Annotated in this window: 22 protein-coding genes; 12 read left to right on the top strand and 10 right to left on the bottom strand. The window is 67.4% G+C overall.

Going from position 1 to position 24,371, the window contains the following annotated elements; translation table 11 throughout:
- Window positions 1-39: 39 nt before the first annotated feature.
- The gene (locus ACXJ16_RS20515; RefSeq protein ID WP_463923200.1) at window positions 40-2,253 is read right to left on the bottom strand and encodes a beta-glucosidase family protein; all 2,214 of its coding nucleotides are present in this window, start codon (window positions 2,251-2,253) and stop codon (window positions 40-42) included.
- A gap of 232 nt (window positions 2,254-2,485) precedes the next feature.
- Here ACXJ16_RS20515 and ACXJ16_RS20510 point away from each other — a divergent pair, with 232 nt between their 5' ends.
- From ACXJ16_RS20510 to ACXJ16_RS20495, 4 genes are all read left to right on the top strand, one after another.
- Window positions 2,486-3,886, top strand: coding sequence for an MFS transporter (locus ACXJ16_RS20510; RefSeq protein WP_463923199.1), 1,401 nt, complete (start codon window positions 2,486-2,488; stop codon window positions 3,884-3,886).
- Between the two features lie 58 nt (window positions 3,887-3,944).
- Entirely contained in the window at window positions 3,945-5,015 is a 1,071-nt protein-coding gene (locus ACXJ16_RS20505; RefSeq protein WP_463923198.1) for a DUF3089 domain-containing protein, read from the top strand.
- A 189-nt stretch (window positions 5,016-5,204) separates the two neighbouring features.
- Complete coding sequence (locus tag ACXJ16_RS20500; protein WP_054439023.1) at window positions 5,205-5,606, top strand: c-type cytochrome; 402 nt, start codon at window positions 5,205-5,207, stop codon at window positions 5,604-5,606.
- Window positions 5,607-5,608: 2 nt separating this feature from the next.
- Window positions 5,609-6,535 carry an alpha/beta hydrolase family protein gene (locus ACXJ16_RS20495; protein ID WP_463923197.1) on the top strand — a complete coding sequence of 309 codons (927 nt, stop codon included), beginning with the start codon at window positions 5,609-5,611 and terminating at the stop codon, window positions 6,533-6,535.
- Between the two features lie 71 nt (window positions 6,536-6,606).
- Here the strand turns inward: ACXJ16_RS20495 and ACXJ16_RS20490 are convergent, their stop codons facing one another.
- Window positions 6,607-8,166, bottom strand: a complete 1,560-nt coding sequence (locus ACXJ16_RS20490) for an FAD-binding oxidoreductase (RefSeq protein WP_463923196.1) — start codon at window positions 8,164-8,166, stop codon at window positions 6,607-6,609.
- Between the two features lie 182 nt (window positions 8,167-8,348).
- Between ACXJ16_RS20490 and ACXJ16_RS20485 the strand changes: the two genes are divergently transcribed.
- The 4 genes from ACXJ16_RS20485 (at window position 8,349) to ACXJ16_RS20470 (ending at window position 11,728) form a co-directional block, all read left to right on the top strand.
- On the top strand, window positions 8,349-8,939 hold the full coding sequence (locus tag ACXJ16_RS20485; RefSeq protein WP_463923195.1) for an ureidoglycolate lyase: 591 nt from the start codon (window positions 8,349-8,351) through the stop codon (window positions 8,937-8,939).
- Between the two features lie 4 nt (window positions 8,940-8,943).
- Window positions 8,944-9,300, top strand: coding sequence for a hypothetical protein (locus tag ACXJ16_RS20480; protein ID WP_054439114.1), 357 nt, complete (start codon window positions 8,944-8,946; stop codon window positions 9,298-9,300).
- Window positions 9,301-9,322: 22 nt separating this feature from the next.
- The gene (locus ACXJ16_RS20475; RefSeq protein WP_292636070.1) at window positions 9,323-10,507 is read left to right on the top strand and encodes a class I SAM-dependent methyltransferase; all 1,185 of its coding nucleotides are present in this window, start codon (window positions 9,323-9,325) and stop codon (window positions 10,505-10,507) included.
- A gap of 126 nt (window positions 10,508-10,633) precedes the next feature.
- A complete protein-coding gene (locus ACXJ16_RS20470) occupies window positions 10,634-11,728 on the top strand; it encodes an LLM class flavin-dependent oxidoreductase (RefSeq protein ID WP_463923194.1) in 1,095 nt (364 codons plus the stop codon).
- A 64-nt stretch (window positions 11,729-11,792) separates the two neighbouring features.
- Here the strand turns inward: ACXJ16_RS20470 and ACXJ16_RS20465 are convergent, their stop codons facing one another.
- From ACXJ16_RS20465 to ACXJ16_RS20430, 8 genes are all read right to left on the bottom strand, one after another.
- Window positions 11,793-12,758: an alpha/beta fold hydrolase gene (locus ACXJ16_RS20465; protein ID WP_463923193.1), complete on the bottom strand. Its 966-nt coding sequence runs from the start codon at window positions 12,756-12,758 to the stop codon at window positions 11,793-11,795.
- Window positions 12,755-13,150: a Cap15 family cyclic dinucleotide receptor domain-containing protein gene (locus tag ACXJ16_RS20460; RefSeq protein ID WP_463923192.1), complete on the bottom strand. Its 396-nt coding sequence runs from the start codon at window positions 13,148-13,150 to the stop codon at window positions 12,755-12,757. Before ACXJ16_RS20460 ends, ACXJ16_RS20465 begins: the two co-directional genes overlap by 4 nt.
- A gap of 2 nt (window positions 13,151-13,152) precedes the next feature.
- A complete protein-coding gene (locus ACXJ16_RS20455) occupies window positions 13,153-14,133 on the bottom strand; it encodes an alpha/beta fold hydrolase (RefSeq protein ID WP_463923191.1) in 981 nt (326 codons plus the stop codon).
- Between the two features lie 70 nt (window positions 14,134-14,203).
- A complete protein-coding gene (locus ACXJ16_RS20450; protein ID WP_463923190.1) occupies window positions 14,204-15,619 on the bottom strand; it encodes an MFS transporter in 1,416 nt (471 codons plus the stop codon).
- A gap of 2 nt (window positions 15,620-15,621) precedes the next feature.
- Window positions 15,622-16,638, bottom strand: coding sequence for a phosphotransferase enzyme family protein (locus tag ACXJ16_RS20445; protein WP_185999773.1), 1,017 nt, complete (start codon window positions 16,636-16,638; stop codon window positions 15,622-15,624).
- Window positions 16,607-17,440, bottom strand: a complete 834-nt coding sequence (locus tag ACXJ16_RS20440; RefSeq protein WP_463923189.1) for an alpha/beta fold hydrolase — start codon at window positions 17,438-17,440, stop codon at window positions 16,607-16,609. The genes ACXJ16_RS20445 and ACXJ16_RS20440 overlap by 32 nt, the downstream gene beginning before the upstream one ends.
- 71 nt (window positions 17,441-17,511) lie before the next feature.
- Entirely contained in the window at window positions 17,512-18,912 is a 1,401-nt protein-coding gene (locus tag ACXJ16_RS20435) for an MFS transporter (protein WP_463923188.1), read from the bottom strand.
- Window positions 18,909-19,781, bottom strand: coding sequence for an alpha/beta fold hydrolase (locus ACXJ16_RS20430; RefSeq protein WP_463923187.1), 873 nt, complete (start codon window positions 19,779-19,781; stop codon window positions 18,909-18,911). Before ACXJ16_RS20430 ends, ACXJ16_RS20435 begins: the two co-directional genes overlap by 4 nt.
- A 120-nt stretch (window positions 19,782-19,901) precedes the next feature.
- Here ACXJ16_RS20430 and ACXJ16_RS20425 point away from each other — a divergent pair, with 120 nt between their 5' ends.
- The 4 genes from ACXJ16_RS20425 to ACXJ16_RS20410 are packed head-to-tail and all read left to right on the top strand — an operon-like array spanning window position 19,902 to window position 24,266.
- The gene (locus ACXJ16_RS20425) at window positions 19,902-21,203 is read left to right on the top strand and encodes a M24 family metallopeptidase (RefSeq protein WP_463923186.1); all 1,302 of its coding nucleotides are present in this window, start codon (window positions 19,902-19,904) and stop codon (window positions 21,201-21,203) included.
- A complete protein-coding gene (locus ACXJ16_RS20420; RefSeq protein ID WP_463923185.1) occupies window positions 21,200-22,048 on the top strand; it encodes an LLM class flavin-dependent oxidoreductase in 849 nt (282 codons plus the stop codon). The genes ACXJ16_RS20425 and ACXJ16_RS20420 overlap by 4 nt, the downstream gene beginning before the upstream one ends.
- Window positions 22,048-23,274 (top strand): LLM class flavin-dependent oxidoreductase, encoded by a 1,227-nt coding sequence (locus tag ACXJ16_RS20415; RefSeq protein WP_463923184.1) that lies wholly within the window; start codon window positions 22,048-22,050, stop codon window positions 23,272-23,274. Before ACXJ16_RS20420 ends, ACXJ16_RS20415 begins: the two co-directional genes overlap by 1 nt.
- The gene (locus ACXJ16_RS20410; protein WP_463923183.1) at window positions 23,271-24,266 is read left to right on the top strand and encodes an alpha/beta fold hydrolase; all 996 of its coding nucleotides are present in this window, start codon (window positions 23,271-23,273) and stop codon (window positions 24,264-24,266) included. Before ACXJ16_RS20415 ends, ACXJ16_RS20410 begins: the two co-directional genes overlap by 4 nt.
- The last annotated feature ends 105 nt before the right edge of the window (window positions 24,267-24,371 follow it).

Raw genomic sequence — 24,371 nt, 5'->3', positions numbered from 1 at the left:
CGGGCGCGCCTTTTGCGCGCCCGGGCCTGCCTTCTGGCTTCAGTCCTTCCAGCGGCGCGCTTTCATCGTCACGGTCACCGGCGCGCCCAGATGCTCGGCATCGGTGCCCACCGCGAAAGCGTAACGGCCCGCCGGGATCGTCCAGCTTCCATCCTTCCAGTCCGCCAGCAGGCGCGGGTCGATCGTCATCGCCACTTCGCCCGAGGCGCCCGGCGCCAGTTCCACGCGGCCGAAGCCGACGAGACGGCGTTTCGTCTCTCCTGCCCGGTCGGTCAGGTAGAGCTGTACCACGTCCGCACCTGCCCGCGCGCCGGTGTTGGTCACGGTGACGCGCGCGGCGGAACCCTTGATCACCGGCTTGCCTTGCGCGAACGCGGTGTAGCTGAGCCCGTGGCCGAAGGGGAACAGCGGCCGGACCGCTGTGCGGGCGAACCAGCGATAGCCGAGGTCCGAACCTTCGATGTCGTAGTCTGCGGGCAGCTTGTCCTTGCCTCCCTTCGGATTGCCGCCGAAGTCCGGCTCCACCCAGTCGCTCCCGTCCAGGCGGGGGCGGGGAAGCTGGCTCTCGTCGGCCGGGAAAGTGATCGGCAGGCGGCCCGAGGGGTTGGTTTCGCCGAACAGCACCGAAGCGATTGCCTCGCCGCCGCGCGCGCCGGGATACCACGCCTCGATCACGCCCCTGACCTTGCCCAGCCAGGGCATCTTCACCGGGCCTCCGGTTTCGAGCACGACGATGGTATTCGGATTGGCGGCGGCAACTGCCTCGATCAGCGCATCCTGTCCGCGCGGCAGCGACAGGTCCGGCACGTCCAGCCCTTCGGTCATCCACTGGGTGGCGAAGACGATGGCCACTTCCGAACGCGCGGCCAGTTCGGCCGCGTCCTTGATGTACTGACCCTGGCGGTAGAGCACGGCGGCGCCCGGCGCCTGCGCCTTGATCGCCGCCATCGGGCTGGAACGGTGGTAGGATTCCGAGATGAACCCTGCCCATACGCCCGACCCTGCCACAGGCAGCTTCACCGCAGGCCCGCCTTCGCCCATGACCTGGCTCGACCCGGCGCCCGAAAGTACGCCGCCGTCGGCATAGCCGCCGATGACCGCGATGGACTTCGCGGTCCTGGCCAGCGGCAGCACATGGCCTTCGTTTTTCAGCAGGACGATGCCCTGCTTGGCGACCTCCTCGGCAATAGCGGCATGGGCGGGCCAGTCTATCGTGCCGCCGGGTTCTGCGGGATGGCTGTCCAGCCCGGCGGCATAGACGGCGGTCAGGATGCGGGTGTTCATGTCATCGAGCCGGGCGGCCCATGCCGGATCGGACGCGGCCTTTTCGGCCAGCTTCGCGCCGAAGAACACGCCCGGATCGAGCTGGTCGCCCGATTGCTGGTCAAGCCCGTTCATCGCCGCGTCGATCGAGGGCACGGCCCCCCAGTCCGACATGACGAAGCCCTTGTAGCCCCATTCCTGCTTGAGCACCTTGTTGAGCAGCCAGTCGCTGGAGCAGGCCTGCGCCCCGTGAACGCGGTTGTAGGCGCACATGACCGAGCCCGGCTGGCCCTGCTCGATGCCGATCTGGAAGGCCAGCAGGTCGCTTTCATGGGCGGCGGCGGGCGCGATCTTCACGTCCACGTACTTGCGGCCGGTTTCCTGCCCGTTGAGCGCGAAGTGCTTGATGGTGGAGATGATATGGTTGGATTGCACGCCCCGGATCGCCGCGCCCGCCAGCACGCCGGACAGCAGCGGGTCTTCCGAGAAGTATTCGAAAGTCCGCCCGTTGCGCGGATCGCGGGCCAGGTTCACGCCGCCTGCCAGCAGCACGTTGAAGCCCTTGGCCCGCGCTTCCGAGCCGATCATCGCGCCGCCGCGCTCGACCAGTGCGGGGTTCCAGCTTGCCGCCTGCGCCACGGCCGATGGCAGGGCGGTGGACCAGTCCTTGCGCGCGCCCATCACCCAGCTCACGCCGAGGCTGGCATCGGTTTCCCGCAAGTGCGGAATGCCAAGCCGGGCAACGCCGGGAATGTAGCCCGCGCCGATGATCGCTTCGGCCGGGATCTCCACTTTCGGGCCGCCGCCGGGCAGGGGCATGATGCCGTGAGTGATGACCACCTTTTCCTGCGCGGACATGCGGGAAACCGTTTCGCCCGCGCGCTTCTGTGCGGCCGCAAGGTCGATGGCGCGGCTGTCGCGTTCGGCTGCGGGCGCGGGCGCGGCGATAACCAGTGAAACGGCTGTGCAGGCGAGCAGGCGGGAAATCATTGCGGAAGGTCTCCAGGAGAGGGAGGATCGCCCCGAAATTCGGGTCTCGGGGCTTCGCGGCCACCATGGATCGCTGCCGAAGGGTGTCCACGCAGCGGACCGCCACGTCCGTCTGGTGGATAAACCGCGCAATTGCCGCGATGCGGCAAAGGTCAATGGCATGAATATCCCATGGACGGAGCGGGCGCTCCGTCGCATGTTGCAGTGCAACAAAACAAGATTCGGGAAGCGCATGGCCACCATGATCGAGCAGACAATCCTCCCGCAGCCACCGGCGGGGCATGACGACAGGGTCGGCACCTCCGTCCTCCTGCGCTACGGCACCGGCCAGCTCGGGGCGCAGATCTTCCGCGATACACCGGCGGTGCTGCTGCCGCTGTTCCTCACCACCATGCTCGGGGTAGAGGCCTGGCTGGCGGGGCTGGTCGTGCTCATCCCCAAGCTCTGGCTGATCGTCTGCGATCCGCTGGTCGGCGCCTGGTCCGACCGGCTGCGCGGAAAGCACGGGCGCGCGCCCTTCCTCGTCGCGGGAGCGGTTCTCACCAGCCTCGGCTTCGTGGCGCTGTTCACGCTGACCGAGAGTTCCAGCCCGCTGCTTTCGGCGGCGATCACCTGCTTCCTGTTTTTCCTCGCCTCCACCGCCTTCTCGATGTTCTCCGTGCCCTATCTCGCGATTGCGGCGGCGCTGTCGCACGATCCGCACGAACGCACGCGCATCATGGTCTGGCGCATGGTCTTCTCGACGCTGGGCGTGCTGGTGGGCGTGGGCGTGGCGCAGCCGCTGATCTATGCGCTGGGCGGCGGCGCGCATGGCTGGACCGTGATGGCACTGGTGCTGGGCGCAGTGTGCCTCGGCACGATGCTGGTGACCGCGCTGGGCCTGGCCCGCGTGCCGATGATCCGCGACGATGCCGCGCCGGGCAGCCTCTTGAGCCAGCTTGGCGCGATCAAGGGCAACCGGCCCTATCTGGTGCTGCTGGCAACCTGCCTGATCCAGAACATCGGGCAGGCTTCGGGCTATACCGTGATCGGCTTCATCTATCTCTATGCGATTCAGGCGATCTGGATCGTGCCGCTGTTCATCCTCGTCATGGCGATCGCGGGCATTCTCGCGCAGCCGCTCTGGCTCGCGTTTTCGCGCCGCTGGGGCAAGGAGCGCACTTACGTCATCGCCTCCGCCGCATGGGCGATGGTGACGGTAACCTGGTTCTTCGTCCACCCGGCCACCGACGTGCTGGTGAACATTCCCGGCGTGGGCGCGCTGGGCACGCAGCACGTTCTGGTGCTGGTGCGCGGCGCGGTGATCGGCGTAGTGAACTCGGCGTTCGTCATGCTCTCGCTCTCGATGCTCACCGATACGATCGATTACGAACGCCGCCGCAAGGGCATTGCCAACGAAGGCGTCTTCGCCGGACTGTTCTCGGCCATGGAGAAACTCTCCTTTGCGCTCGGCCCGGTCGTCGCGGGCCTTGTGATGAGTGCGTTCGGCTTCGTATCCTCTACCGGCGGAGCGGTGACGCAGACGCCCCATGCGATCACCGGCATCGTCCTGCTCTACAGCCTGATCCCGGCCGGAACCCAGCTTGTCAGCCTTCTGGTGTTCTCGCGCTACCGGCTGCCCGCCGATGCGTGAGCGCGGCCGGTCTGCCCGGCTGAGGGCACGGTCGGCGGCAAGATCCGCAGCAGGCCTCATGGCGGTGCTGCTGTGCTGGTCCGGTCCGGTCCGCGCCGCACCGCAGGATGACATCGCCGCACCGCAGGATGACATCGCCGCACTCGCGCCGCCCGCACCCGATTACGCTGTCGCCGGGAACTGGGCCGCCGGCCCTGCCGGTCCCGGCCCGGCGGCGGCCTCGCCTGAGGGCGCCGCGCCGGTCGCGCAGGCTCCGGGGGTGGATGTGTTCTATGTCCATCCCACCACCTTCCGCAGCCAGACCGCGTGGAACCAGGACCCTGCCGACGCCGCCGCCAGCACCTGGACGGACGAGAGCGCAGTGGCCCGGCAAGCCAGCGCGTTCGGGGCCTGCTGCCGGATCTGGGCGCCGCGATACCGGGCGGCCAGCTACAAGGCGCTGATGGACCCCGCGCACCGGGATGCCGCCTTTGCGCTTGCCTATTCCGACGTGGAGCGCGCGTTCGACTGGTTCCTCGCCCATGTCGGCGATGGTCGGCCCTTCATCATCGCCGGACACAGTCAGGGCGCCAAGCACATCGCCGACCTGCTGGAACGGCGGATCGACGGCACGCCGCTGCAGCAGCGCATGGTGGCGGCCTACATCGTGGGCATCAATCTTTCGGAAGGCGAGTTCGGCCTGCGGTACAGGCACGTCCCCGTTTGCGACAGGCCCGCGCAGACCGGATGTGCGCTGCAATGGAATGCGGTTGAGGCTGGCGCCAACCTTGCGCCCATCGTCGCCGCTTACGAAAAGGCCTTCGTCGACAGATATGGCGACGTTCCCGGCAAGCGCCCGCTCTGCATCAACCCGGTGACTTTCGACCGGTCCCGCCCCGCTGCGCTTTCGGTGCAGGCACGCGGCGCGGTTCCGGGCGAGCCCGGTTTCGGCGCGATGAAGCCGCTGCGACCCGGCGCGGTGGCCGTGCGGTGCGAGCAGGGGCTTGCCGTGACCTATCCGGCGCCGGGGCTCGATGTGAGGCCGATGCCGGGCGGAAGCCTTCACTATTACGATTTCGCGCTGTTCTATGCGGAAATCCGCGCCAATGCGGCCCTGCGCGCCTCGGCCTGGCTCAAGGCGCATCGCTGAACGGCCTGTCCGCAAGGCGGATAGTCGGCGCTGCGTATCGGGCAGAGTTCGCGTTTACGACCTAGGTTGGAGGATGACTGGAAAGAACGGGCCCCGGCGGACCCGATGGGCAGCCTTCCAAGCAGAGAAGGCGTCCGGGCATCCCGGCCGGAGCGACAATGACGCATTCCAAAGGGTAGGCAGTTAGACATGACCAGACAGATCATCCTTCCGGCACTGGCCGCGGCCGCCTTCGCTGCCATGGCGGCGATTCCGGCAAGCGTTTCGGCCGCGCCGCCGGCGACTGACGCCGCGGCAGGCAAGCGCATCTTCATGCGCTGCATGGCCTGCCACACGGTGAATGCCGGAGGTGCGAACAAGGTGGGACCGAATCTCTCGGGCGTGGTCGGCAAGAAGTCCGGCACGGTGAAGGGCTTCCGCTATTCGGCAGCCATGACCAAGTCCGGCGTGACCTGGAACGATGCCACGCTCGACAAGTGGCTGACCCGTCCGGCCAGCGTGGTTCCCGGCACCTCGATGGTCTTCGCCGGGCTTCCCAAGCCGGAAGACCGCAAGGCCGTGATCGCCTACCTCAAGAAGCCGGCGCCCTGAACGTGACGCGGATCGTGGAGACGGGCCTTGCGGTATCGCGCCGGTCGCTGCTGGCCGGTTCCGTCGCGGCGGCGGGACTGGCCGTGGCCGGACGCGTGCTGGCGGCCTCCCCGCCAAAGCCGATGCCGCAGCCTGCGGTCATCGAACTGAAGACGCCGGAAGGCCGCGCGGTTTCCATCACCGAATGGCGGCCGCAGGGCAGCCCGCGCGGGGTGATCCTGTTCTCGCACGGGGCGGGATCGGCCCCTGCATACTACGATCCGATCATAGGGCCCTGGGTCGCAGCAGGGTGGCGGGTGCTCGCACCGCTTCACGTGGATTCGCGCGAGCACCCGCAAACCGCGCAGTACCAGGGACTTGCAAGCTGGAAGGCGCGTATCGAGGATATGCGCGCGCTCGTTTCCCATATCGGCGATGCGCCGTTCGTGGCGGCGGGCCATTCCTATGGCGGCCTCGTCGCGACGATGCTGGGCGGTGCGCAGCCGGTCCTGCCGGAAGGGCTGCAGGCGCCGCTGGTGCCGCGCCTTGCAAGGGCGGTGATCGCCTTCTCGCCTCCGCCGCCGATCCCTGTCCTCGTGACCGAGGCGGGCTACGGCGCGCTGTCGGTGCCCGCGCTGGTCCAGACGGGTACGCTTGACCTGATGCCGGGGATGGCCGCCGATGGCTGGAAGGGCCACCTCGCGCCGTTCACTGCCGCTGCGGCGGGGGGCGATCGCTATGGCCTCGTGCTCGAAGGGGCCAACCACTACTTCGGCGGCGCTATCTGTGATTTTTCGCAGCCGGGACCGCCGCAACTGGCGGCCCTGAAGCTGGCGGTCGAGCGTGCCGCGCTGTTCCTCGAAGGCTTCGGCGGGGGAAGCGCAAGGGCGCGCCGCCGTCTCGACAGGCTGGTGACGGAAGCCCTGCCGGCGCGCCTCATGAAGCGCTGAGCGCTTCGCCATTCTCCTTAAAAACGCCCCGGAATTCGTTTCCGGGGCGTTTTTCGTGGGTTTCGGCGGTTTCAGAGCCCGAGCGCGCCGGGGTTCATCAGTCCCTTCGGATCGAGTTCCCGCTTTACCGCGCCCAGTAGGGAAAGCGCCTGGGGAGACAGCCGCTGGCGGTAGGGATAGGCCCGGCCGAGCTGGAAGTGCCCGGCGCCGTATTCCTGCATCAGCGCGACGATCGCCTGCTTGAGATCGTCCGCATAGGCGCGCGATTCCGCGTTGGCGGGGAACTGCGGCTGCTGGGACAGGTATTCCGCGCCCAATACCGTGCGGTGATAGGCGGTGCGGTCGTCCGGCCAGTAAAGCGCCACTTCGTAAAGGAAGCCGGTGGCGCCGACCGGGGAGAACATCGTGCCGGTCCAGACGCCGAGACGGTCCATTTCCGCCTTGCGCCCGGCGATCAGTTCCTTGAACGCGGCGTCGAACGGCACGGCCTGGTCATGGGCGAGCACGCCGTGGATCGGCACCCAGCGCTCGCCGCCGGGGCCGAGCACGTTGAACAGCGGCGCGAAGGGCACCGAGTGGACGAAAGTCGGGATCGAGTTGGCGATCTCGCGGCCGTGCCGGGCCAGCATCCGGCGCAGGATCCTGGCCTTGTGCGCCGCCTCGTCGGCATCGAACCCCTCGATGATGAAGTGGCACATGTAGGCGCCCGCGCGCATCGGGTTCTCGCCCGCCAGCGCCATGCGGACGAGCTGGGCAAGGCCCTTCATCTTGTCCGGCGCCTTGCGCATCACCTCGGCGGCGATCTTCAGGCGCGCGCCCATGCCTTCCTGGCGGCCGATCTGCCCTTGCGACAGGGCAAGGTCGAGGCCGAAGTGGGAATCGTCCAGCCGCGCCATGGCCGCCTCGCGCGAGGCGGCGTGATAGTCCGTGAAGCTTTCGAACGCGAAGCTCAGGCATTCGAAATGCGGCAGGACCGGCAGCAGCGGCAGGCGAATGCGTGCCTTGATGCCGAAGATCCCGCAGTCGCCCGTGAACAGGCCGGTGAGGTCCGGCCCATAGAAGCGCATGGCCGAACTGGCGCTGGTCGAGAGCATTTCCCCGCTCGCCAGCACCACGTCCATCGACAGGACCGACTGTGCCGAGATGCCGTGCGCGGTGCTGCCGTGGCTCAGGGTGTTCTGGCTCATGCTGCCGCCTACGGTGGCGGCGATGCCGGAAAACGGTCCCCAGAACGGCGTGCGCAGGCCCTTGGCGTCAAGCGCGGCCTTGAGCGCCATCCACGTGACCCCCGCGCCGACCGTGACGACGGCATTGCGTTCGTCGATCTCGATCGTGTCGAGCGCGCCGGTGTCGATCAGGACGTGACCGCCCTCGGGCAGGAGATAGGCGTCGGTATAGGATGCACCGCCGCCGCGCGGGACCATGGCGACCCCGGCCGCCGCACAGATGCGCACGGCCTCCTGAAGCGCTTTCACATCGGCCGGGCGGACAACCGCCTTGGGCGCGGCCCCGCCGCGATAGACGTCGTTCGAGAAGTAGGCGAGCGCCTCGCCCTCATGGATCACGGCATCGGCTCCCAGTGCCTTCACCAGGGCAGAAACCACTTGTTCCTCGACAATCGCGCTGCTCATCAGAATACCCGAATTTTCCATATCGGCCGCTAGGCTTGACCATTCCCGCCAGCCCCCGCGACCGCCCGGCGCCAGCCTATCCACCCTGCGGCTATCCGGCCAGCGATCAAACAGTTCGATCCCTGCTCGAATCTCCTTTCCGGGGCGCATGATCGGGCGGACAAAGGCGGCAGAGGGCATCCATGACCACGCAAAACGGCAGTTCAACGCCTGAATGCACCGTGATCGAGCTTGCGGTCGAACCCGCCACGCCCGAGGCGCTGGCGCCGTTCGGTGCGGTGATCGGCCGCGATGCGCCGGTAAAGCCGGTTTCGGTCGATTTCTACAAGGGCGCGGTGAAGATGAGCTACCCCGCCCGTTTCCTCTGCGAACATCCGGTGGAACTCACGCTGGCCCAGATGGATCGCCGCCCCGGCGAGGTGCGCTACATGGAGCGCCATTTCCAGCATACCCAGGCATTCCTGCCGCTTGGCGGCAAGCCTTTCGTGGCGGTCATGGCGCCGCCGAGCGAGGGCGAGCTTCCCGACCTTTCGCAAGTGCGCGCCTTCCGTTTCGACGGGACGGCGGGCTTCGCCATGCACCTTGGCACATGGCACGAGTTTCCCTTCGCGGTGGAGGACGGGACCGACCTCGTCGTGATCCTCTCCAGCCAGACCGGCTATGATCTGAAGGCCAAGGATGCCGTGACCGAAGAGGCGCACGGCCCCGATCTCGACAAGAAGGACATCGTTGCCCGCACCGGCAACCTGTTCCGTTTCGAACTGATGGAGTGACGTGATGGCAGAGCGCATGAACCTTGACCGCAAGGCGCGGTCGAAGGGCAGCCAGCCGGTGGTTTTCGAAAGCGGGACGGTGGACGCCCTCGCGGGGCTCGTGCTGGCGCTGATGGGCGAGGTCGTCGTGCTGAAGGACCGGCTCGACGCGAACGAGCGCCTGCTCAAGGCCGCGGGCTTGCACGGCCCCGCTGATATCGACACATTCGCCCCGGACGCCGAGGCGCGCGCCTATCGCGGCGCCTACCGGCAAGGGATTTACGAGCGCGTGCTGGGCACCGCCCGCGACAAGCTGATGCCCGAGGCACTGGCCGACCAGCACGATTATGAAGGCGTCCTTGACGCCGTGACCCGCGATTAATCCGGAACGGGAGCCCCAAGACATGGAACAGTACCGCCAGGAACATTTCGGTCATGCGGTCATGCCGCAGTCCAACCATGACGAGCAGGCGATGGAGGACCACTTCCTCGCCATGCGCGCCTGGACCAGCCAGAACATGGACCCGCTCGACCGTCGCCTGCTGGACGAGGTTATCGTCCCGGAGATCGAGAAGAAGACCGGCAGCAAGCCGACCTCCAGCACCCAGGTTCGCGGGGCGCTGGAAGCCCATCCGCTGCACCAGTACTGGCTGACGCTCTCGCTGTTCTACCAGGACCGCATCTGGCTTTCGCTCGACGGTGCGATCGACCGCCAGTTTGACGAGCTTTCGGCCAAGGTCGAGGCGCAAGTGGCGGAGCCCAAGGGCAGCCTCCGCCTGAATCCGGACCTTGCCATTCCGCGCTACATCTCGTCCTTCGATCATCACCGCATGCCGGGCAGCTACACGGTCGACACCGCCGCGGGCGATTTCCGCGCCGGCGCGCTCTACGACCGTTTCGCTTCCACGTACCTACGCAATCTCAACGGCGGCTGGAAGAACGACGGACGCGGGCACACGCTCGCCAGCCATGTCCAGGACTTCTACCCGGACTTCAAGCCCCGGCGGATCCTCGATCTCGGCTGCTCGGTCGGCCATTCGACCGTGGCGATCGCGCAGGCTTTCCCCGATGCGGAAGTCTTCGCGCTCGACGTGGGCGCGCCGATGCTGCGCTACGGCCATGCCCGCGCCGAGGCGATGGGCGCGGCGATCCACTTCAGCCAGCAGGACGCCGAGCATACCGACTTCGAGGACGAGAGCTTCGATCTGGTCTGCTCTTCCGCCGTGCTCCACGAGACTTCGGCCAAGGGCATGCGCGGCATCTTCAAGGAGAGCCACCGCCTGCTGCGCAAAGGCGGGATCATGTGCCACGTGGATGTGCCGCCGCGCCATGAGCATCTCTCGCTCTGGGACCAGATGCGCTGCGATTTCGAAAGCCACTACAATAACGAACCGTTCATGACCTCGCTGGCGCGTACCGACTGGATGAAGGTCGCGGTGGATGCCGGTTTCGACCCTGAAGAAGTCATGGTCGGCTACCGCAAGGGCACGTTCTTCCTCAAGCCCGACCGGGCGGACTTCTTCACCGAAGGCCACCCCGAAGGCCGGGCGATGATCGGCAGCTGGTACGCCTGCTCGGCTACCAAGTGACCTTTCCTGGCAGGTGGGACGGCAGCCCCGTTCCACCTGTCGGATACCGAAAAGTGGCGGCTTTGCGCCGATACAGCCGGGCATAGACTTCGGCCTTCAGCACTATCCAGGAGGGCTTCGAGCCTCATGCCGGTCGAGATAAACGGTCTGCTCAACCACAACATTTCGAGCGAAACGCATCCCGTTCCCTTCGAGACGTTCGATCCCGAAGGCATCGCGCGGATGGCGCGCCTCCATGACGCATGGGGCTATGACAAGGTGCTGGTCGCCAATGCCGCGATCATGCCGGACAACTTCACCATCGCCGGATATGTCGCCGCGAACACGACGCGGCTCGGCGTGATGCTGGCGCACCGGCCGGGCTTCATCCCGCCGACCATGGCCGCGCGGATGCTGGCCACGCTTGACCGGTTGATGCCGGGCCGCGTCGGCGTCCACATCATCACCGCCGCCAGCGACGAGGAAACGCAGGCCGACGGCGATTACCGGACCAAGGTGGAGCGCTACGACCGCGCAAAGGAATATATCTCGGTGCTGCGCCGGATATGGACCAGCCCAAAGCCCGTCGATCATGAGGACAAGTGGTTCCGTTTCAACGGCGGTTTTGCCGCGATCAAGCCCACGCAGGGCACGGTTCCGGTCTATTTCGGCGGGATGAGCCCGGCAGCGCTCGAAGTGGCGGGCGAGTATTGCGATACTTTCGCCACCCTCTCCGATACGGTGGCAGGGATGACCGAAGTGGTCGCCAAGGTGCGCGAGGCCGCCGCGCCGCATGGTCGCTCCCCGCGCTTCCTGATGTCGATCCGCATCGTCATCGCCGATAGCGAGGAAGCGGCATGGGCCCGCGCCGACGAGATCCGCGAGGCGGTGGCCGCCAACATGGGCAAGCTGGCGCCGAACACCGCCGCCGTGAAGGCCGACGGGTTCAAGCGCACCGCCGAACTCGCCGCCCGCGGCGACAGGCTGGAGAAGTGCTTCTGGAACGGCATCAACCAGCTTCGCGGCGGGCAGAGCAATTCGGGCACCCTTGTCGGTACCCCGGCCCAGCTCGCCGATGCGCTGATGGACTATTACGATGCCGGGGTTTCGGCGTTCATCCTGCGCGGTTTCGATCCGGTGGAAGACGTGATCGCCATCGGACGCGACCTTATCCCGCTGCTGCGCGCGAAAGTGGCCGAGCGCGATGCCGAACTGGCGGAGGCGGAACCCGTGCCGGCCTGACCGGGCGCCGTTTGCCTGAGGGATCGAAGGCCGCGCCCTTTCACGGGGGCGCGGCCTTTTCCTGTCACCTGGCAGTGCGGCGGAGGAAAGGCATCATGCGTTCGAGAGCCCGATCCGGGCAGTCGAACGGCATCATGTGGCCGCAGCGGTCGATGACTTCGAGAGACTTGTCGGTGCTGCCGAGCAGCGCGAGCGCCTGTTTTCCATCCCGCTCCAGCGTGGTTTCGTGGTCGTCGGCGGACCAGAGCAGCAGCGTGGGCGCGGTGATCCGGCGCAAGTCGTCCGGCGTTCGCGCGAAGGACGTGGACGCCGCCACCGCCTTGCCGATGGCGGGATCGCGCAAGGGGCGGCTGTTGAGTTCGGTCCACTGGGCCACCAGCGCGGGGGTGATGCGCGCGGGGTCGACGACATTGGCGAGAAGGATCTGCCGCCAGTATTCCGGCGCGTGCCAGCCGAGGTGGGTCCGGTCCTCGGCCAGCGCGGCCTTGAGCGCGGGGGGCAGGCCGTCGAGGTCGAACTTCACCGGCCCCGCCGCGATGTTGTTCAGCACCAGCGCCCGCACCCGCTTTGGCCGGGCGGCAGCGTAGGCGGCGGCGGGCAGCCCGCCGCTGGATGTCGCGACCATGACGAAGCGGTCTGCCTTCAGCCGGTCCATCAATCCGTCGATCACGCGGATGCGGTGCTCGATGGTATAGTCTCCGGCAGGGCTGGGGCCCGAGAGTCCGGCGGGAGACTGGTCGTAGCGGATCACCCGGTAATGGCGCGAGAGCCTGGCGGCCCAATCGTCCCACTGGCGCAGGCTGGCGTAGGAGCCGTGGACCAGCAGGATCGCCGGGCCCTTGCCCTCCACGACGTAATGGACGCTTTCCCCGTCGATCTCGGCGAATTGCGAGCCGGGCAGCGCATAGCGGCTGCGCAGGGCGGCATCGCCGAGCGGGGCCGGCTCGGTCTGCGCGGCGGCGGGAGACAGAGCCAGGGCGGCCAGCGAGAGCCTGCAGATACGCGCAAGCCGGATCAGGGGCGGCCTCATGTCCGTTCCTCCCGCGTGGCCTGCAGTTCCATGACGACGTACCGGCCGTTGTAGTTGCACGAAGTGCCCCGCGCGCTTGCAAGGTCCGGCGCGAAGGTGAGCTGTGAAAGGCCGAAGAAGGTATGGCTTTCGGTGGCGAAATGCTCGGGGTCAGCCTCGTAGCCATAGCGCAGGTGCCACTCGCCCGAGGGCAGGGGCGTGAGCTTCTCGGCGAAGCTCACCGAGCGGGAGGTCTTGAAGCCGGTGGTCTCGATGGCGACGGCGAAGGCATCTCCGCCGGGAACGAGCGTCATCCTGCCGTCCCATTCGTAAAGCGTATCGCCATCGGGGCCGAGCGTGGCGCCATGGAGGGCCCATGTGCCGGCCAGATCGGGCCCGGTTCGATCTGGCACGCTCACTTCGTCACCGTCCGGTCGAGCCAGGCGCGCAGGTCCCTTGCGGTTTCCCCGGGCAGTTCGAGCATCGGGTAATGGCCGAGATCGGGATAGTGGATCACGTCCACTTTCGTGCCCGAGAATTCCTTCACCGCATCGGCGGCGAGGTACTTCGGCAGCACCGGATCGGCATCACCCCATTGCAACAGGATCGGCGCCTTGACCCGCGCGGCGTCGTCGCCCGCGCCCTTGGCCCAGACCGCCTTCTTGTTGGTTTCGTAGTAGTCCTTCACGCGGGCGAAGCCGCCGGGCAGGGTGTTGGTCTGGTAGTACCAGTCCACCGTCGCGTCCGTGAGGCGTTCGGGCTTGCCGTAGAGTTCGGAAAGCGCGCGGCGATAGTAGAAGCGCGGGTAGTAGTTGGGCACCAGCGTCTCGTGGGTCCAGACCATCGCCCACATCAGGCGGCTGAAATCGCTGGGCGGCGGCGCTTTCAGCGGCAGGGCCGAGAGCGCCAGCGCCGTGACCTTCTGCGGATACTTCGCAGCGTAGAGCGTCGAGACGGTGGCTCCGCTGGACGTGCCGACAAGGGCGAAGCGCGTGACGCCCTTCTTCTCCATCAGCTTTTCCAGCAGCGCCACCACGCCGGGCATCCCGGTGGAGGGGGCGCTGTCCGTCGAGAGGCCGTAGGGCGGCCAGTCGAACCGGATCACCCGGTACTTGTCCTTGAGCGCGTCGGTCCAGCCGTCCCATTCGCGCAGGTTCGTCATCGAGCTGTGGAGCATCACCACGACCGGGCCGTCGCGCGGACCTTCGTCGCGGATGTGGAGATTGGCAGTGCCGATGCGTTCGAACGTCGAGGGCGCCGTGGCCTGCGCCGCCTTTACGCTTTCATAGGACGGGTTCCACCAGCCCAGCCGCATCGTCAGCAGCACGAGCGCCAGCAGGACGACAACGGCAAGGACCGCGCCCCCCGCCGTCTTGAGAATTCGACCGACCGTCATCGCTGTTTCCCCCCCTGGGTAGGCTGTCATGGCCGGGCGATTGCGCCCGGACATGGATTGTGTGTCTCGATCAGTTGGCGCCGCTTGAAAGAAGCTGCGCGCATTCGCTGTCGCCGCGCGCGGCGGCGCGGCGCATAGCGCGCCCGGCTCCGGCATAGAGCGCGGCGCCCAGCAACAGGAACGGCGTGCAGACCACGGCAATCGACCAGCCCACTTGCGCCGGGTCGTGCAGCACGCGCTCGGTCACGCTGGCGACCATCAGCGGGCCGAGGCTGGCGCCGATGATGGTGTTGAGCACGAGCGTGAGCGAAATCGCGCAGCCGCGCATCCGGGGCGGGACGAGGGACTGCAAAGTGGCGAACATGACCGTGCCGATCACCGAGAACACGGCGTTCGAAGAGGCCACCAGCACTGTCGCCAGGTGAAGTTCTCCCGCCAGCACCGCCAGGACGGAGGGCAGGGCGAACAACGGCGCGACCGCGAGGATCGCGAAGCGCGCCATCGTCCGGCCCGAGCGCATCGAGCGGTCCAGCATCGTTCCGCCGATCAGCGGGCCGATGGCGGAGAACAGGATCGAGAGCGGCCCCAGCCACTTGCCGAGGAACGCGGCATCGGCGCCGTAGCCACGCAGCAGCATCGTCGGCGCCCAGGCGGAACCGCCGTAGGCGACCGTGAAGCAGGTCGCGAAACCGAAATAGAGCGGCAGCAGGACGCGGCGGTTGCGCCAGAAATAGGCGGCTTCCGCCGCACCGGGCAGGCGCGGCACGGCTCCGGCGGCGGCCTGCACTTGCCGGACGGGCTCGCGCGTGAAGGCAAGCAGGGCCAGCGCCACCAGCAGCCCGCCGGCGCCGAACACCACGAAGACGATCCGCCAGGGCACGAGGTGGCCGATCAGCGGCAGGCCGAGGAAAGCGCCCGCACCGGCGGCCGTCACCAAGAGGCCGGTAAGCGAGATGGCCACGCCGTTCGCGAGGCCCTGTCCCATCATGTAGAACGAGATCGGCCGCCCGCGTCGCTCGGGGGAGAAAAGGTCCGCGATCAGCGAGATCGCGGCCGGCCCCAGCGCCGCCTCTCCCAGACCCACCAGCAGGCGGGCGGTGAACAGCGAGCCGAACGTCTGGGCCATCCCGCTGCCGATCGTCGCCATGCTCCACAGCGCGATTCCCGCGACAATCAGGTTGCGGCGGGAGATGCGATCGGCCAGCAGACCCATCGGCAGGCCCATGAAAGCATAGAACAGCCCGAAGGCGAGGCCCTGCAACAGCCCGATCTGCTCGTCCCCGATGCCGATATCGGCGCGCACCGGATCGACCAGGATGTTGAGCGCCGCCCGGTCGATGACCGAGAGCACCCCTGCCAGGAACAGCATGAAAACCATGACCCAGGCGGATTTTCCGCCCGGCCACGAGCCTTCCGCCACCGGGCGGGAGCCGGACGATGGCATCGCCGCAGCCTCCGCCCTGTCGAGCGCGATCGGGCCGTTCATGGTCAGAGCAGGCCGCAGGCGCGGGCGCGGGTCTTCACATAGTCCCCCAGCCAGTCGAGATTGCGGAAGCGCAGGGTGCCGCGTCCTACCGCCGTCGAGCTATGGGCCATGCCTGCGATCAGGCGCAGGGCCTTGGCCATCAGGAACAGCTCGGTATTCTCGGTCTCTTCCCGGGTGAAGGGCCGAACCGACTGGTAGCCGTCCTCGAAAGCCTCGCCGATCTTCGGGTCGAAGCCGTAGAACAGGTTGCCCCAGACGAAGTTCTGCACGTCCTGCATGAGGAAGTCCTCGCCCGCGGCGTCGAAGTCCAGCAGGGTGATGCCGCCGTCTTCGGCGACGTGGACGTTGCTGGGGTGGAAATCGCGGTGGCACACGCCCAGCGGCACCTTGCCCGAGGCGGCCAGTTCGTCGAGCCGCTTGTCGAGGTTGGCGGCGATCACCGGATAGTCGCGCAAGTCGTCCGGCCGGTCGTAGACGAAGTCTATCAGCGCCGGCATGCAGATGTTGTAGTCCTTGGCCGTCTCGGTCGAGAACCGGTGGTCGGCGCCCGCCCAGGCATTGCCGAGCAGGTGCATCCGGGCCATGGCGGCGCCGATGCGGAAGGCGGTTTCCTCGGACAGGCGGTCTCCGAACTTCACGCCCGGCGCCCAGTCGTAAAGCGCGATGGCGCGTTCGCCCTCGGGGGAAAGCACCTTGAAGTAGAGCTTGCCGTCATGCTGCGGCACGCCGACCGAGGCGGGGAAGCCCTGTTCGCGCAGATAGTCGAGGAAATCGAGTTCGTAGGCCACGTCGTCAACGTCGCGGTAGGTCTTGCGCCAGACGCGCAGGGCGTATTTCGCTTCCTCGTCCTGCACGAGATAGACATCGTTCATGCCCCGGTAGAGCAGGAAACAGGTCAGCTCGCCCTTGACGGGATAGCGGCGCGCCACTTCGGCGGCGATGAACTCGGGGTGGAGGACCGAGTGCGAAACCTCGGCCACCGGAAGGTCAGAGGCGGTCAAGGAAGTCACGCAGTTCATGGGCAATACGCTCCGGGGCAAGATCGAAAATGTCTTTGTCGAGATCGAGAAGCTGGACCGTCCGGCAGTCCGGCATGCGCGCGGCGGCCTGGAGGGACACTTCGAGAAGGTCTTCCGCCGTCTGCACGAGCACGGCAGGCTGGGTTACGAGGCCGAGGCGCGAGAAATCCCACGACCAGACGCCGCTGTAGGCCCAGGTGAAACGGTGCAGCACGCGCGATTTGTCGGCGAAGTTCAACACCGCCTTGTCGAGCGGCTGTGCGGGATCGCGGTTGGTGACGATATAGCCCCAGAGCCTGCCGAGCAGGCCGAGGATCACTTCGCCGCTTTCGTCCGGCTCCGGGAAATTGCGCGCTTCTTCGAGCTTGGCGGCAAGGGTGGCCGGATCGAACATCGGAATGCCGGTCAGCCCCAATGCGCGGACCTTGTCCGGGCGGGCGATGGCCAGTTCGCAGGACAGCAGCGTGCCGGTGTGGAAGCCGTAGAGATCGACCTTGCCGGTGAGCACGCCGTCGGCCTCCAGCGCATCGAGCGCGTCCGAGAAGGCGGCGGCATAGCCCGCCATCCCCGGCGGCGCGGGCGGCGCGTCGGACATGCCGTAGCCCGGCGTGTCGAAGGAGATCACGAGCCGGTCGGTCGCCAGTTCGCGGATCAGGGCCTCGTACTCGTAGGAAGACGAGGGGTTCTGGTGCAGCAGCACGATGGGCGTGCGTCCGGCCTGTGCGGCCCCGGCAGTGCGATAATGCATCTGGCCGTGGCGGCAGGTAGTATAGGCACGGCGGATCGAGGGTGTGTCGGTCATGAAGGCAGAATGCTCGCTGCTTTGCGCACCTTGCGCGGCCAAAGAGGAATCTCCGCTGTTCGGGGATCGGGTCATGCCACTGCGTTCCCAAGGCCTTCGGAAGTCTCCAGGCGCGCGGCGGCGAGCTTGTCCTCGTCAAGGTCGTATGCCCAGAGGAACAGGCCGTTGATCGCGAACATGACCGCCGGGATCACCGAGAATCCGAGCTTCAGCGCCAGCATCGCGCTGGCGGGCTGGGCGACGATGGCGCCGCCGGTGGTCGGCACGTAGCCCAGCGCGTGAAGGAACACGCCCAGCACCGCCACGCCGAGCGCGAAGCTGACTTTCTCGATCACGGCTATGGCGCTGGAGAGCAGGCCCTCGCGCGCCTCGCCGGTCAGCAGGCGGTCATAGGCCTGGGTGTCGCCCAGCATCGAGATCGACATCAGGATGATCGCGCCCGAGCCGAGGCCGCCGCCGATACCGCGCAGGACGATACCGGTCGTGGTGATCGAATGGTCGGCCAGGAGCCAGCTCAGCGTGGTCATGCAGAACAGCACGACGCCCGCCAGATACGTGCGGCGCTTGCCGAAGCGCTTTCCGGTCCAGACCCACAGCGGCATGACCAGCGCGGTGACGACGTTCTGGGTCACGGCAAAGGCGATCTGGCCGCTGTAGCCCACGCCCACGACGTTGAGCATGAACAGCAGCATCGTCGAGGCGACCGAGGCGAAGGAGAGGAACTGGAACACCTTGGCGCCCAGCAGCATCATGAAGGGCCGGTTGCGGGCGATCGCGCGAAGCTGCGCCGGACCGGGCAGGTGCTTGCCGGAACCCGGCGCGGTACCGTGCTTCACCGGAACGGCGAGCGCCGTCGCCGTCATCGATCCGCCGATGATGAGCGCCATGACCACGCCCATGGTGGCGAAGCCGGAACGGCCCGCGCCGCCGCTCTGGATCAGCCACGCGGTGCCCGCCATCGCCAGAAGCTGGCCGATCGAGACGAACACCGTGCGGAACGAGATCAGGCGCGTGCGTTCGTGGAAGCCGTCGGTCAGTTCGGCGGGCAGGGCCATGTAGGGCACGTTGAACAGCGAATAGGCGGTGGAATAGATCACCAGCCCCGCGATCATCCAGAGCAGCAGTGCCCCTTCGGACAGGACCGGCGGTGCGAACAGCATCACGAACGAGACCGCCGAAAGCAGCGCTCCTCCCAGGAGGAACGGCTTGCGCCGGCCCCAGCGGGTGCGGGCGCGGTCGGACAGGCTGCCGATGGCGACGTCGATCACCGCGTCGGCCAGCTTGGAGATCATCAGCAGGTAACCGGCGATCTCGGGCGACTGGCCCAGCACGGTGGACATCAGCGCGGGGAAGTAGGTGGTCACGGTGTTGAGCATGATCGACACGCCCACCGTGCCGATCCCGAAGCCGAGGCAGGTCCTGACACTTAACCGGACATCGGCCCGGCTATCCTTCGAAACCGACATCTTCATGGTAGCTGCCTCTTGAGGAATTTGGCCATGGCGGCGGCCTTGGCTTCGGGTGATCCGCCGGTTGCCGCCTCATGCCCGTCGGCCAGCAGGCCAAGCGCGGTCTTCACCGAGGCATTGAGCAGGGCCAGTTCGGTCTCGGGCTTGAGCAGCAGCGTGGGCGCTGCGATCCGGGCCATGCGCTCGAACGCGCGGTAGCGGAACGCGGCGATGTAGGGCTTGGGATAAGTGTCGAGCGCCTTGAGCACGTCCAGCGTGATCCGGTGCAGCACTTGCGGCGGCGGCATCGGCACGGAAAGCCGATGTTCCGCATCCTTCATGAAATGGGGGAAGAACAGCGCCTGGTCGCGGCAGAAGTTGAACGCCCAGACCAGGTGGCGGCCATATTCGTCCGGCTCGACCACGGGGGCGTAATTGGCGATCACCGCTTCGCGCAGATCGTCCTCGTATTCGGTGATGCCGTCCAGCACGAGGCGGTGCACGCGGGCGGGATGGCCGGCGGCAAGCTCGCAGGCGATGCGGGCGCCGGTGTGCGTGCCGTAGGCATCGACCGCTCCGAAGCCCAGTGCGTTGCACAGGCGGTCCACGGAATCCGCGAAATAGGCGATGTCGGGCTCGGCAGGTCCGGGGGCGGCGGAATCGCCGTTGCCGAGCGTATCGGGCGCGACGATCTCGCCCAGGTATCCCGCCGCGCGAAGGGCCGTCATCAGGTCCTGCATGAACCATGAGGACGCGGGCGAGGCGTGAAGCAGGAGCAAGGGCCGGTGCGCGGCATCGGCCGCGGGCAGGCGGCGCAAGTGAACCTGCCCCTCATCCAGCCGGACGAAGGCGCGCTCGATCTGAAGGGTATCGGGAATCTCGGGTTCGTTCATGGGGGCCGAGGCTATCGCAGGCCGGTCACCCGCCGCCCCTCCATGCAAACTTGATCGGCAGGCGAATAGTTTTATCCCCCCACCCCGGATTGCCCGGCGGCGGGGTTCATAATCGCCGTCATGGACACATCCTTCCTTCCTGACGACGGCGCGCTTCTGGCGGCGCTAGAGCGCGAGGGGCCGATCAATCTGGCCCGTGCGATCGCCGTGATGGAACGGCACGATCTGGCGGGCCTGGTGCTGGGCGATCCCGTGAACGTGTTCCACGCGCTGGGGCACTGGCCGCAGATCGGGCGGACCCGGCCCGGGCAGCCTCCGGGGACTTTCGCACTGATCGCGCGGGAGCGGCCCGGACAGTGGGGCCTCGTCACCAGCCGCTTCCTCCATCACTATAGCTGGGCCGACGGACGCAGCCGCAACGACGTGGCCGTCTGGCTCTACGACACGCTCGGAGATGAGGGCGACGACACCCCGGCGCAAGTGCCGGACACGCCCGTCCTGCCGCGCCGATCCAGCAGCCCTCCGACCGCCGCCGAGGCTCACCGCGAGGCGATTTCCGCGCGTGAGGCCGGGGCCATGACGGCGCGCGGGGATGCAGGGGCTGCCATCGCCGCGGCCATGCGCGGTCTTGGCCTGTGGCAGGGACGGATCGGCTACGACCACGGGGTCATCGCCGAAGTCGCCCTGCGGCGCGAGCATCCCGGCGAACTGGTGCAGGCCGACAATATACTGCGCGAGATCCGCCTAGTGAAATCGCCGCTGGAGCACGCCCTGATGGCGCGCGCGGCGAAGTCCAACGTCGATGCCCTCAATGCCGTGGGCCGCGCGATCCGTGCCGGCGCCAGCCATGCCGAATTGCAGGCGCTGTTCCGCATGGAAACCGCCGCGCGCGGCAATACGGCGGTGTTCCTCAATGTCGACCGCGTCTCCTCGGACCTGTCGCGTATCGAGGTCGCGGATGGGCAGACGCTGATGCTCGACGGGGTGAGCCAGTACCTTGGTTACCACGGCGATTTCGCCCGCACCGTTTTCGTCGGCGAGCCCACCCGCGCCGCTGCCCGCGCGGCACAGGCGGCCGCCTTCGGCTGGCAGGCGGTGCGTGAGAAGCTGCGCCCGGGCCTGCGCTATTCCGAGATCGCGATGCTGGGCGAAGCGGCCATCCGCAAGGCCGGATACGAGGCTGTGATCGGCTTCGGCCCGCACAGCGTCGGCCTGGCCCATACCGACGAGCCGGGCGAGGTCCACGGCGGTTTCTGGCGCAAGCCGGACATCGTGCTGGAGCCGGGCATGATCCTCTCGGTCGACTGCCCGACGCTGGATACCGGCATCGGCGGCTCGGCCCATTGCGAAGACCTCGTGCGCATTACCGAGACCGGCTGCGAACCCATCCATCCCCTTCACGAACCGGTGATCATCGTATGACCAGACCTTTCATCCTTTCCGCCTCGATCGCCGAGGCCGCCTTCGCCGTTCCCGAAAGCGCCGCGCCGATCCTGCGCGCTGCCGAAGCGGCCGGTCTCGACCTGCTGGTCATGGGCCGCTCCGGCGCGCTTCCCTTCGATGCGCAAGTGCTGCTGGCATGGGCGGCGCCGCTGACCTCGGGGCTCGGCCTCGTCGCCACGGTTCCCGCGTCGAACGCGCACCCCTTCCACGTTGCCCGGGCGCTTTCGGCCATCGATTTCCTGAGCGCGGGCCGCACCGGCTGGTCAGTGGTATCCGAAGGCGCGCCGCAAGGCATGGGCGAGGACATGGTGGGCGCCGCCCGCGCGCTGTGGGATGGCTGGGGCAGCGATACGCTGATCCTCGACAAGGCAAGCGGACGCTATCTCGATGCGTCGAAAGTCAGCGCCTCGAACTACGAAGGCGCCTTCTTCAAGGTGGCCGGTCCCGTCAACGCCATGCGCCCGCCGCTCGGCCATCCGCTGCTGGTGGTGGACGGGGATGACCCTCTCGCCGTGGCTGATGCCGATATCGCGCTGTTTGCCGATGGACAGCCCGTGCCGCCGGCAAGCAAGCGGCTGCTCAAGGTTGCGCCCGATGCCGATCCTGCCGAACCGGTGGCCCGTTTCGAGGCCGGTGAAATCGACGGCCTGCACTTCACCCTGACCGACGCCCTGTCGCAGCTTCCCCTGATCGGGGCGCGCTTCGGCGCTCTCGTTTCGGCGCGGCCCTCCGAGAGCGGCGACCTGCGCGCGCGGCTCGGCCTGCCGATCCCTTCCACCGCATCAAACCAGCCCGGCGGCGCCGTGATCCCGGAGAACGCATGATGGACAAGCAAATTCACCTCTGGGCCTTCCTTCAGGGCATCGGCTTCTTCCCGAGTGGATGGATGCATGAGCGCGCGAACCCGGCGGGTGTGTTCTCGATGGACTATTACGCCCGCGTCGCGAAACTCGCCGAACAGGGCATGTTCGACGCGATCGTCTTCGGCGACCAGCTTCAGTCGCGCGGGGCGGGTGGTCGCACGCCGGAGCGCATGGCGATGCCGACGCTCGATCCCGTCAGCCTGCTCACCGCGATGGCGGCAGTGACGAAGCACGTCGGCCTCGTCGCAACGGTTTCGACGACATACAACACCCCGGAAATGCTCGCCGAGCGCTTCGGTACGATGGAGCGTATTTCCGGCGGCCGCGCGGGCTGGAACATCGTGACCACCGCGCACCCCGACACCGCCCCCAACTTCGGCGAGGACGACCTGCCGCCGAAGGACGAACGCTATCGCCACGCCAAGGAAGTCGTCGCCAAGGCCTGCGAACTCTGGGCGGCGATGGACCGCGAAGGGCCGCTGCTGCCGCAGGGCCGCCCGGTCCTCGTCCAGGCGGGCCAGTCACCCGACGGGCGCGATTTCGCGGCGCGCACGGCCGAGGCGATCTTCTGTCCGGCCGCCAATATCGAGGCGGGCGTGGATTTTCGCAGCGACTTGCGCACCCGCATCGCCGCCGTGGGCCGCGATCCCGACGGCGTGCGGATCATGCCGGGCCTGTCCTGCGTGCTCGGCGGCACCGAGGAGGAGGCGCGCGCCAACCATCTCGCCATTCTAGATCTTGCCGACGATGCGCTGGCCATCGAATATCTCTCGGAATCGCTGGGCTGCGACCTGACCGCCTTCGACCCTGCCGGTGCGATCCCGGTGGACACGATCCTCGACCGGACGATCCTGCCCAAGGCCGACATCGCCCGCGCCATCACCCCCGCGCAGGAGAAGGGTACGCCGCTCGGCGCTTTCGCGGCCAATTTCATGCGCCATCCGCGCGGCCATAACGTGTTCCTCGGCACGCCCGAACAGATGGCGGACATGATGATCGCCTGGCGCGATGCCGGTGCCTGCGATGGTTTCACCCTCCAGCCCAGCTACATGCCGGGCGGGCTTGAGGACTTCGTCGAACAGGTGGTGCCGCTGCTCCAGCAGCGCGGACGCCTGCGCACCGAATATCCCGGCAGCACCCTGCGCGAGACGCTGGGCCTGCCCGCGCGTGAGGCGGTGGCGGCATGAATAAGCGCCATATCCTTCTGGGCGCGCTTGGCGCGTTGGTGCTGGTCGGCGGTGGAAGCGTACTGGCCCTGCGGGCAGGAGCGGGCGCGAGCGACCGGGCGGAACTCGAAAAGCGCTGGGCCGACGGCCCCTCGCGCTTCGTCACCGTGGACGGTGTGCGGATGCACGTGCGCGAGGAAGGCCCGGCGGGCGCGCCGGTCGTGGTCCTGCTTCACGGCTCGATCGTCAACCTTCATGAATGGGACGGCGTCGCCGAGCGGCTCAAGGACCGCTACCGCGTGGTCCGCTTCGACTGGTCGCCCTATGGGCTGACCGGCCCCGATCCTTCGGGCGTCTATTCCACGCCGCGTTCCGCGCAGCTCATGGACGGGCTGATGAAACAGCTTGGCCATGACAGGTTCGCGGTCGTCGCCACGTCCAATGGATCGAACGTCGCGCTCGAATACAACCGCGCCTATCCGGGCCACGCCACGGCCATGGCGTTTTCGATGCTGCCGCTCGAACGGCCGAGCCAGACCCGCAAGGTCGATCCGCGGCTGGCGTGGATGCTCTCGTTCCACAAGGCGGTGCTGCCGGACTGGCGCTCGCACTGGTTCTGGAAGCTGATGCTGGAGGACACCACGCCTCCCGGCTTCGTGCCGACCGATCGTATGGTTGACCAGATTTACGACATGAACAACCTGCCGGGCGCGCTGGGCCGCCAGGCGCAGTACATTCAGGCCAACGTCAAGGCGTTCAAGACCTCGGACGTCGGAGCAGTGGCGGAAACGGTGCGCGTGCCGGTGCTGCTGCAATGGTGCAGCTATGACGACGTGATCTCGCAAGGGGCCAAGGCCTCGGTCGCCCGTTTCACGCATGCGCCGGTCGAACTGATCGAATATCCCGACCTCGGCCACTTCCCGATGTGGGAGAACCCGGAGAAGTTCACCCGCGACCTCAAACGCTGGCTGGACAAGGTCACACCGGCTCCCGTTCCGGCCGCGAAGGTCTGAACGGGGCCGCCCGAACACCGCCCCAAACATCGTAGCCCCGATCCCGCTCACCGCGCCTCGGATAGAGTCACGGTCGGCGCCGCAAGCCCGGACGGCAGCTTTTAG

The organism is Novosphingobium sp. TK71, from assembly GCF_055361505.1.
The sequence above is the reverse complement of the archived record's forward strand: the minus strand, read 5'-3'. Positions and strand labels throughout refer to the sequence as shown.

Excerpts from the sequence above, each read along its gene's own strand:
- ACXJ16_RS20510 (WP_463923199.1), top strand. The coding sequence starts at position 2,486 with ATGGCCACCATGATCGAGCAGACAATCCTCCCGCAGCCACCGGCGGGG.
- ACXJ16_RS20505 (WP_463923198.1), top strand. The coding sequence starts at position 3,945 with ATGGCGGTGCTGCTGTGCTGGTCCGGTCCGGTCCGCGCCGCACCGCAG.
- ACXJ16_RS20475 (WP_292636070.1), top strand. The coding sequence starts at position 9,323 with ATGGAACAGTACCGCCAGGAACATTTCGGTCATGCGGTCATGCCGCAG.
- ACXJ16_RS20420 (WP_463923185.1), top strand. The coding sequence starts at position 21,200 with ATGACCAGACCTTTCATCCTTTCCGCCTCGATCGCCGAGGCCGCCTTC.
- ACXJ16_RS20415 (WP_463923184.1), top strand. The coding sequence starts at position 22,048 with ATGGACAAGCAAATTCACCTCTGGGCCTTCCTTCAGGGCATCGGCTTC.
- ACXJ16_RS20470 (WP_463923194.1), top strand. The coding sequence starts at position 10,634 with ATGCCGGTCGAGATAAACGGTCTGCTCAACCACAACATTTCGAGCGAA.
- ACXJ16_RS20455 (WP_463923191.1), bottom strand. The coding sequence starts at position 14,133 with ATGACGGTCGGTCGAATTCTCAAGACGGCGGGGGGCGCGGTCCTTGCC.
- ACXJ16_RS20410 (WP_463923183.1), top strand. The coding sequence starts at position 23,271 with ATGAATAAGCGCCATATCCTTCTGGGCGCGCTTGGCGCGTTGGTGCTG.
- ACXJ16_RS20440 (WP_463923189.1), bottom strand. The coding sequence starts at position 17,440 with ATGACCGACACACCCTCGATCCGCCGTGCCTATACTACCTGCCGCCAC.
- ACXJ16_RS20430 (WP_463923187.1), bottom strand. The coding sequence starts at position 19,781 with ATGAACGAACCCGAGATTCCCGATACCCTTCAGATCGAGCGCGCCTTC.
- ACXJ16_RS20435 (WP_463923188.1), bottom strand. The coding sequence starts at position 18,912 with ATGAAGATGTCGGTTTCGAAGGATAGCCGGGCCGATGTCCGGTTAAGT.
- ACXJ16_RS20485 (WP_463923195.1), top strand. The coding sequence starts at position 8,349 with ATGACCACGCAAAACGGCAGTTCAACGCCTGAATGCACCGTGATCGAG.
- ACXJ16_RS20465 (WP_463923193.1), bottom strand. The coding sequence starts at position 12,758 with ATGAGGCCGCCCCTGATCCGGCTTGCGCGTATCTGCAGGCTCTCGCTG.
- ACXJ16_RS20445 (WP_185999773.1), bottom strand. The coding sequence starts at position 16,638 with ATGAACTGCGTGACTTCCTTGACCGCCTCTGACCTTCCGGTGGCCGAG.
- ACXJ16_RS20450 (WP_463923190.1), bottom strand. The coding sequence starts at position 15,619 with ATGAACGGCCCGATCGCGCTCGACAGGGCGGAGGCTGCGGCGATGCCA.
- ACXJ16_RS20425 (WP_463923186.1), top strand. The coding sequence starts at position 19,902 with ATGGACACATCCTTCCTTCCTGACGACGGCGCGCTTCTGGCGGCGCTA.
- ACXJ16_RS20515 (WP_463923200.1), bottom strand. The coding sequence starts at position 2,253 with ATGATTTCCCGCCTGCTCGCCTGCACAGCCGTTTCACTGGTTATCGCC.
- ACXJ16_RS20490 (WP_463923196.1), bottom strand. The coding sequence starts at position 8,166 with ATGAGCAGCGCGATTGTCGAGGAACAAGTGGTTTCTGCCCTGGTGAAG.
- ACXJ16_RS20480 (WP_054439114.1), top strand. The coding sequence starts at position 8,944 with ATGGCAGAGCGCATGAACCTTGACCGCAAGGCGCGGTCGAAGGGCAGC.
- ACXJ16_RS20500 (WP_054439023.1), top strand. The coding sequence starts at position 5,205 with ATGACCAGACAGATCATCCTTCCGGCACTGGCCGCGGCCGCCTTCGCT.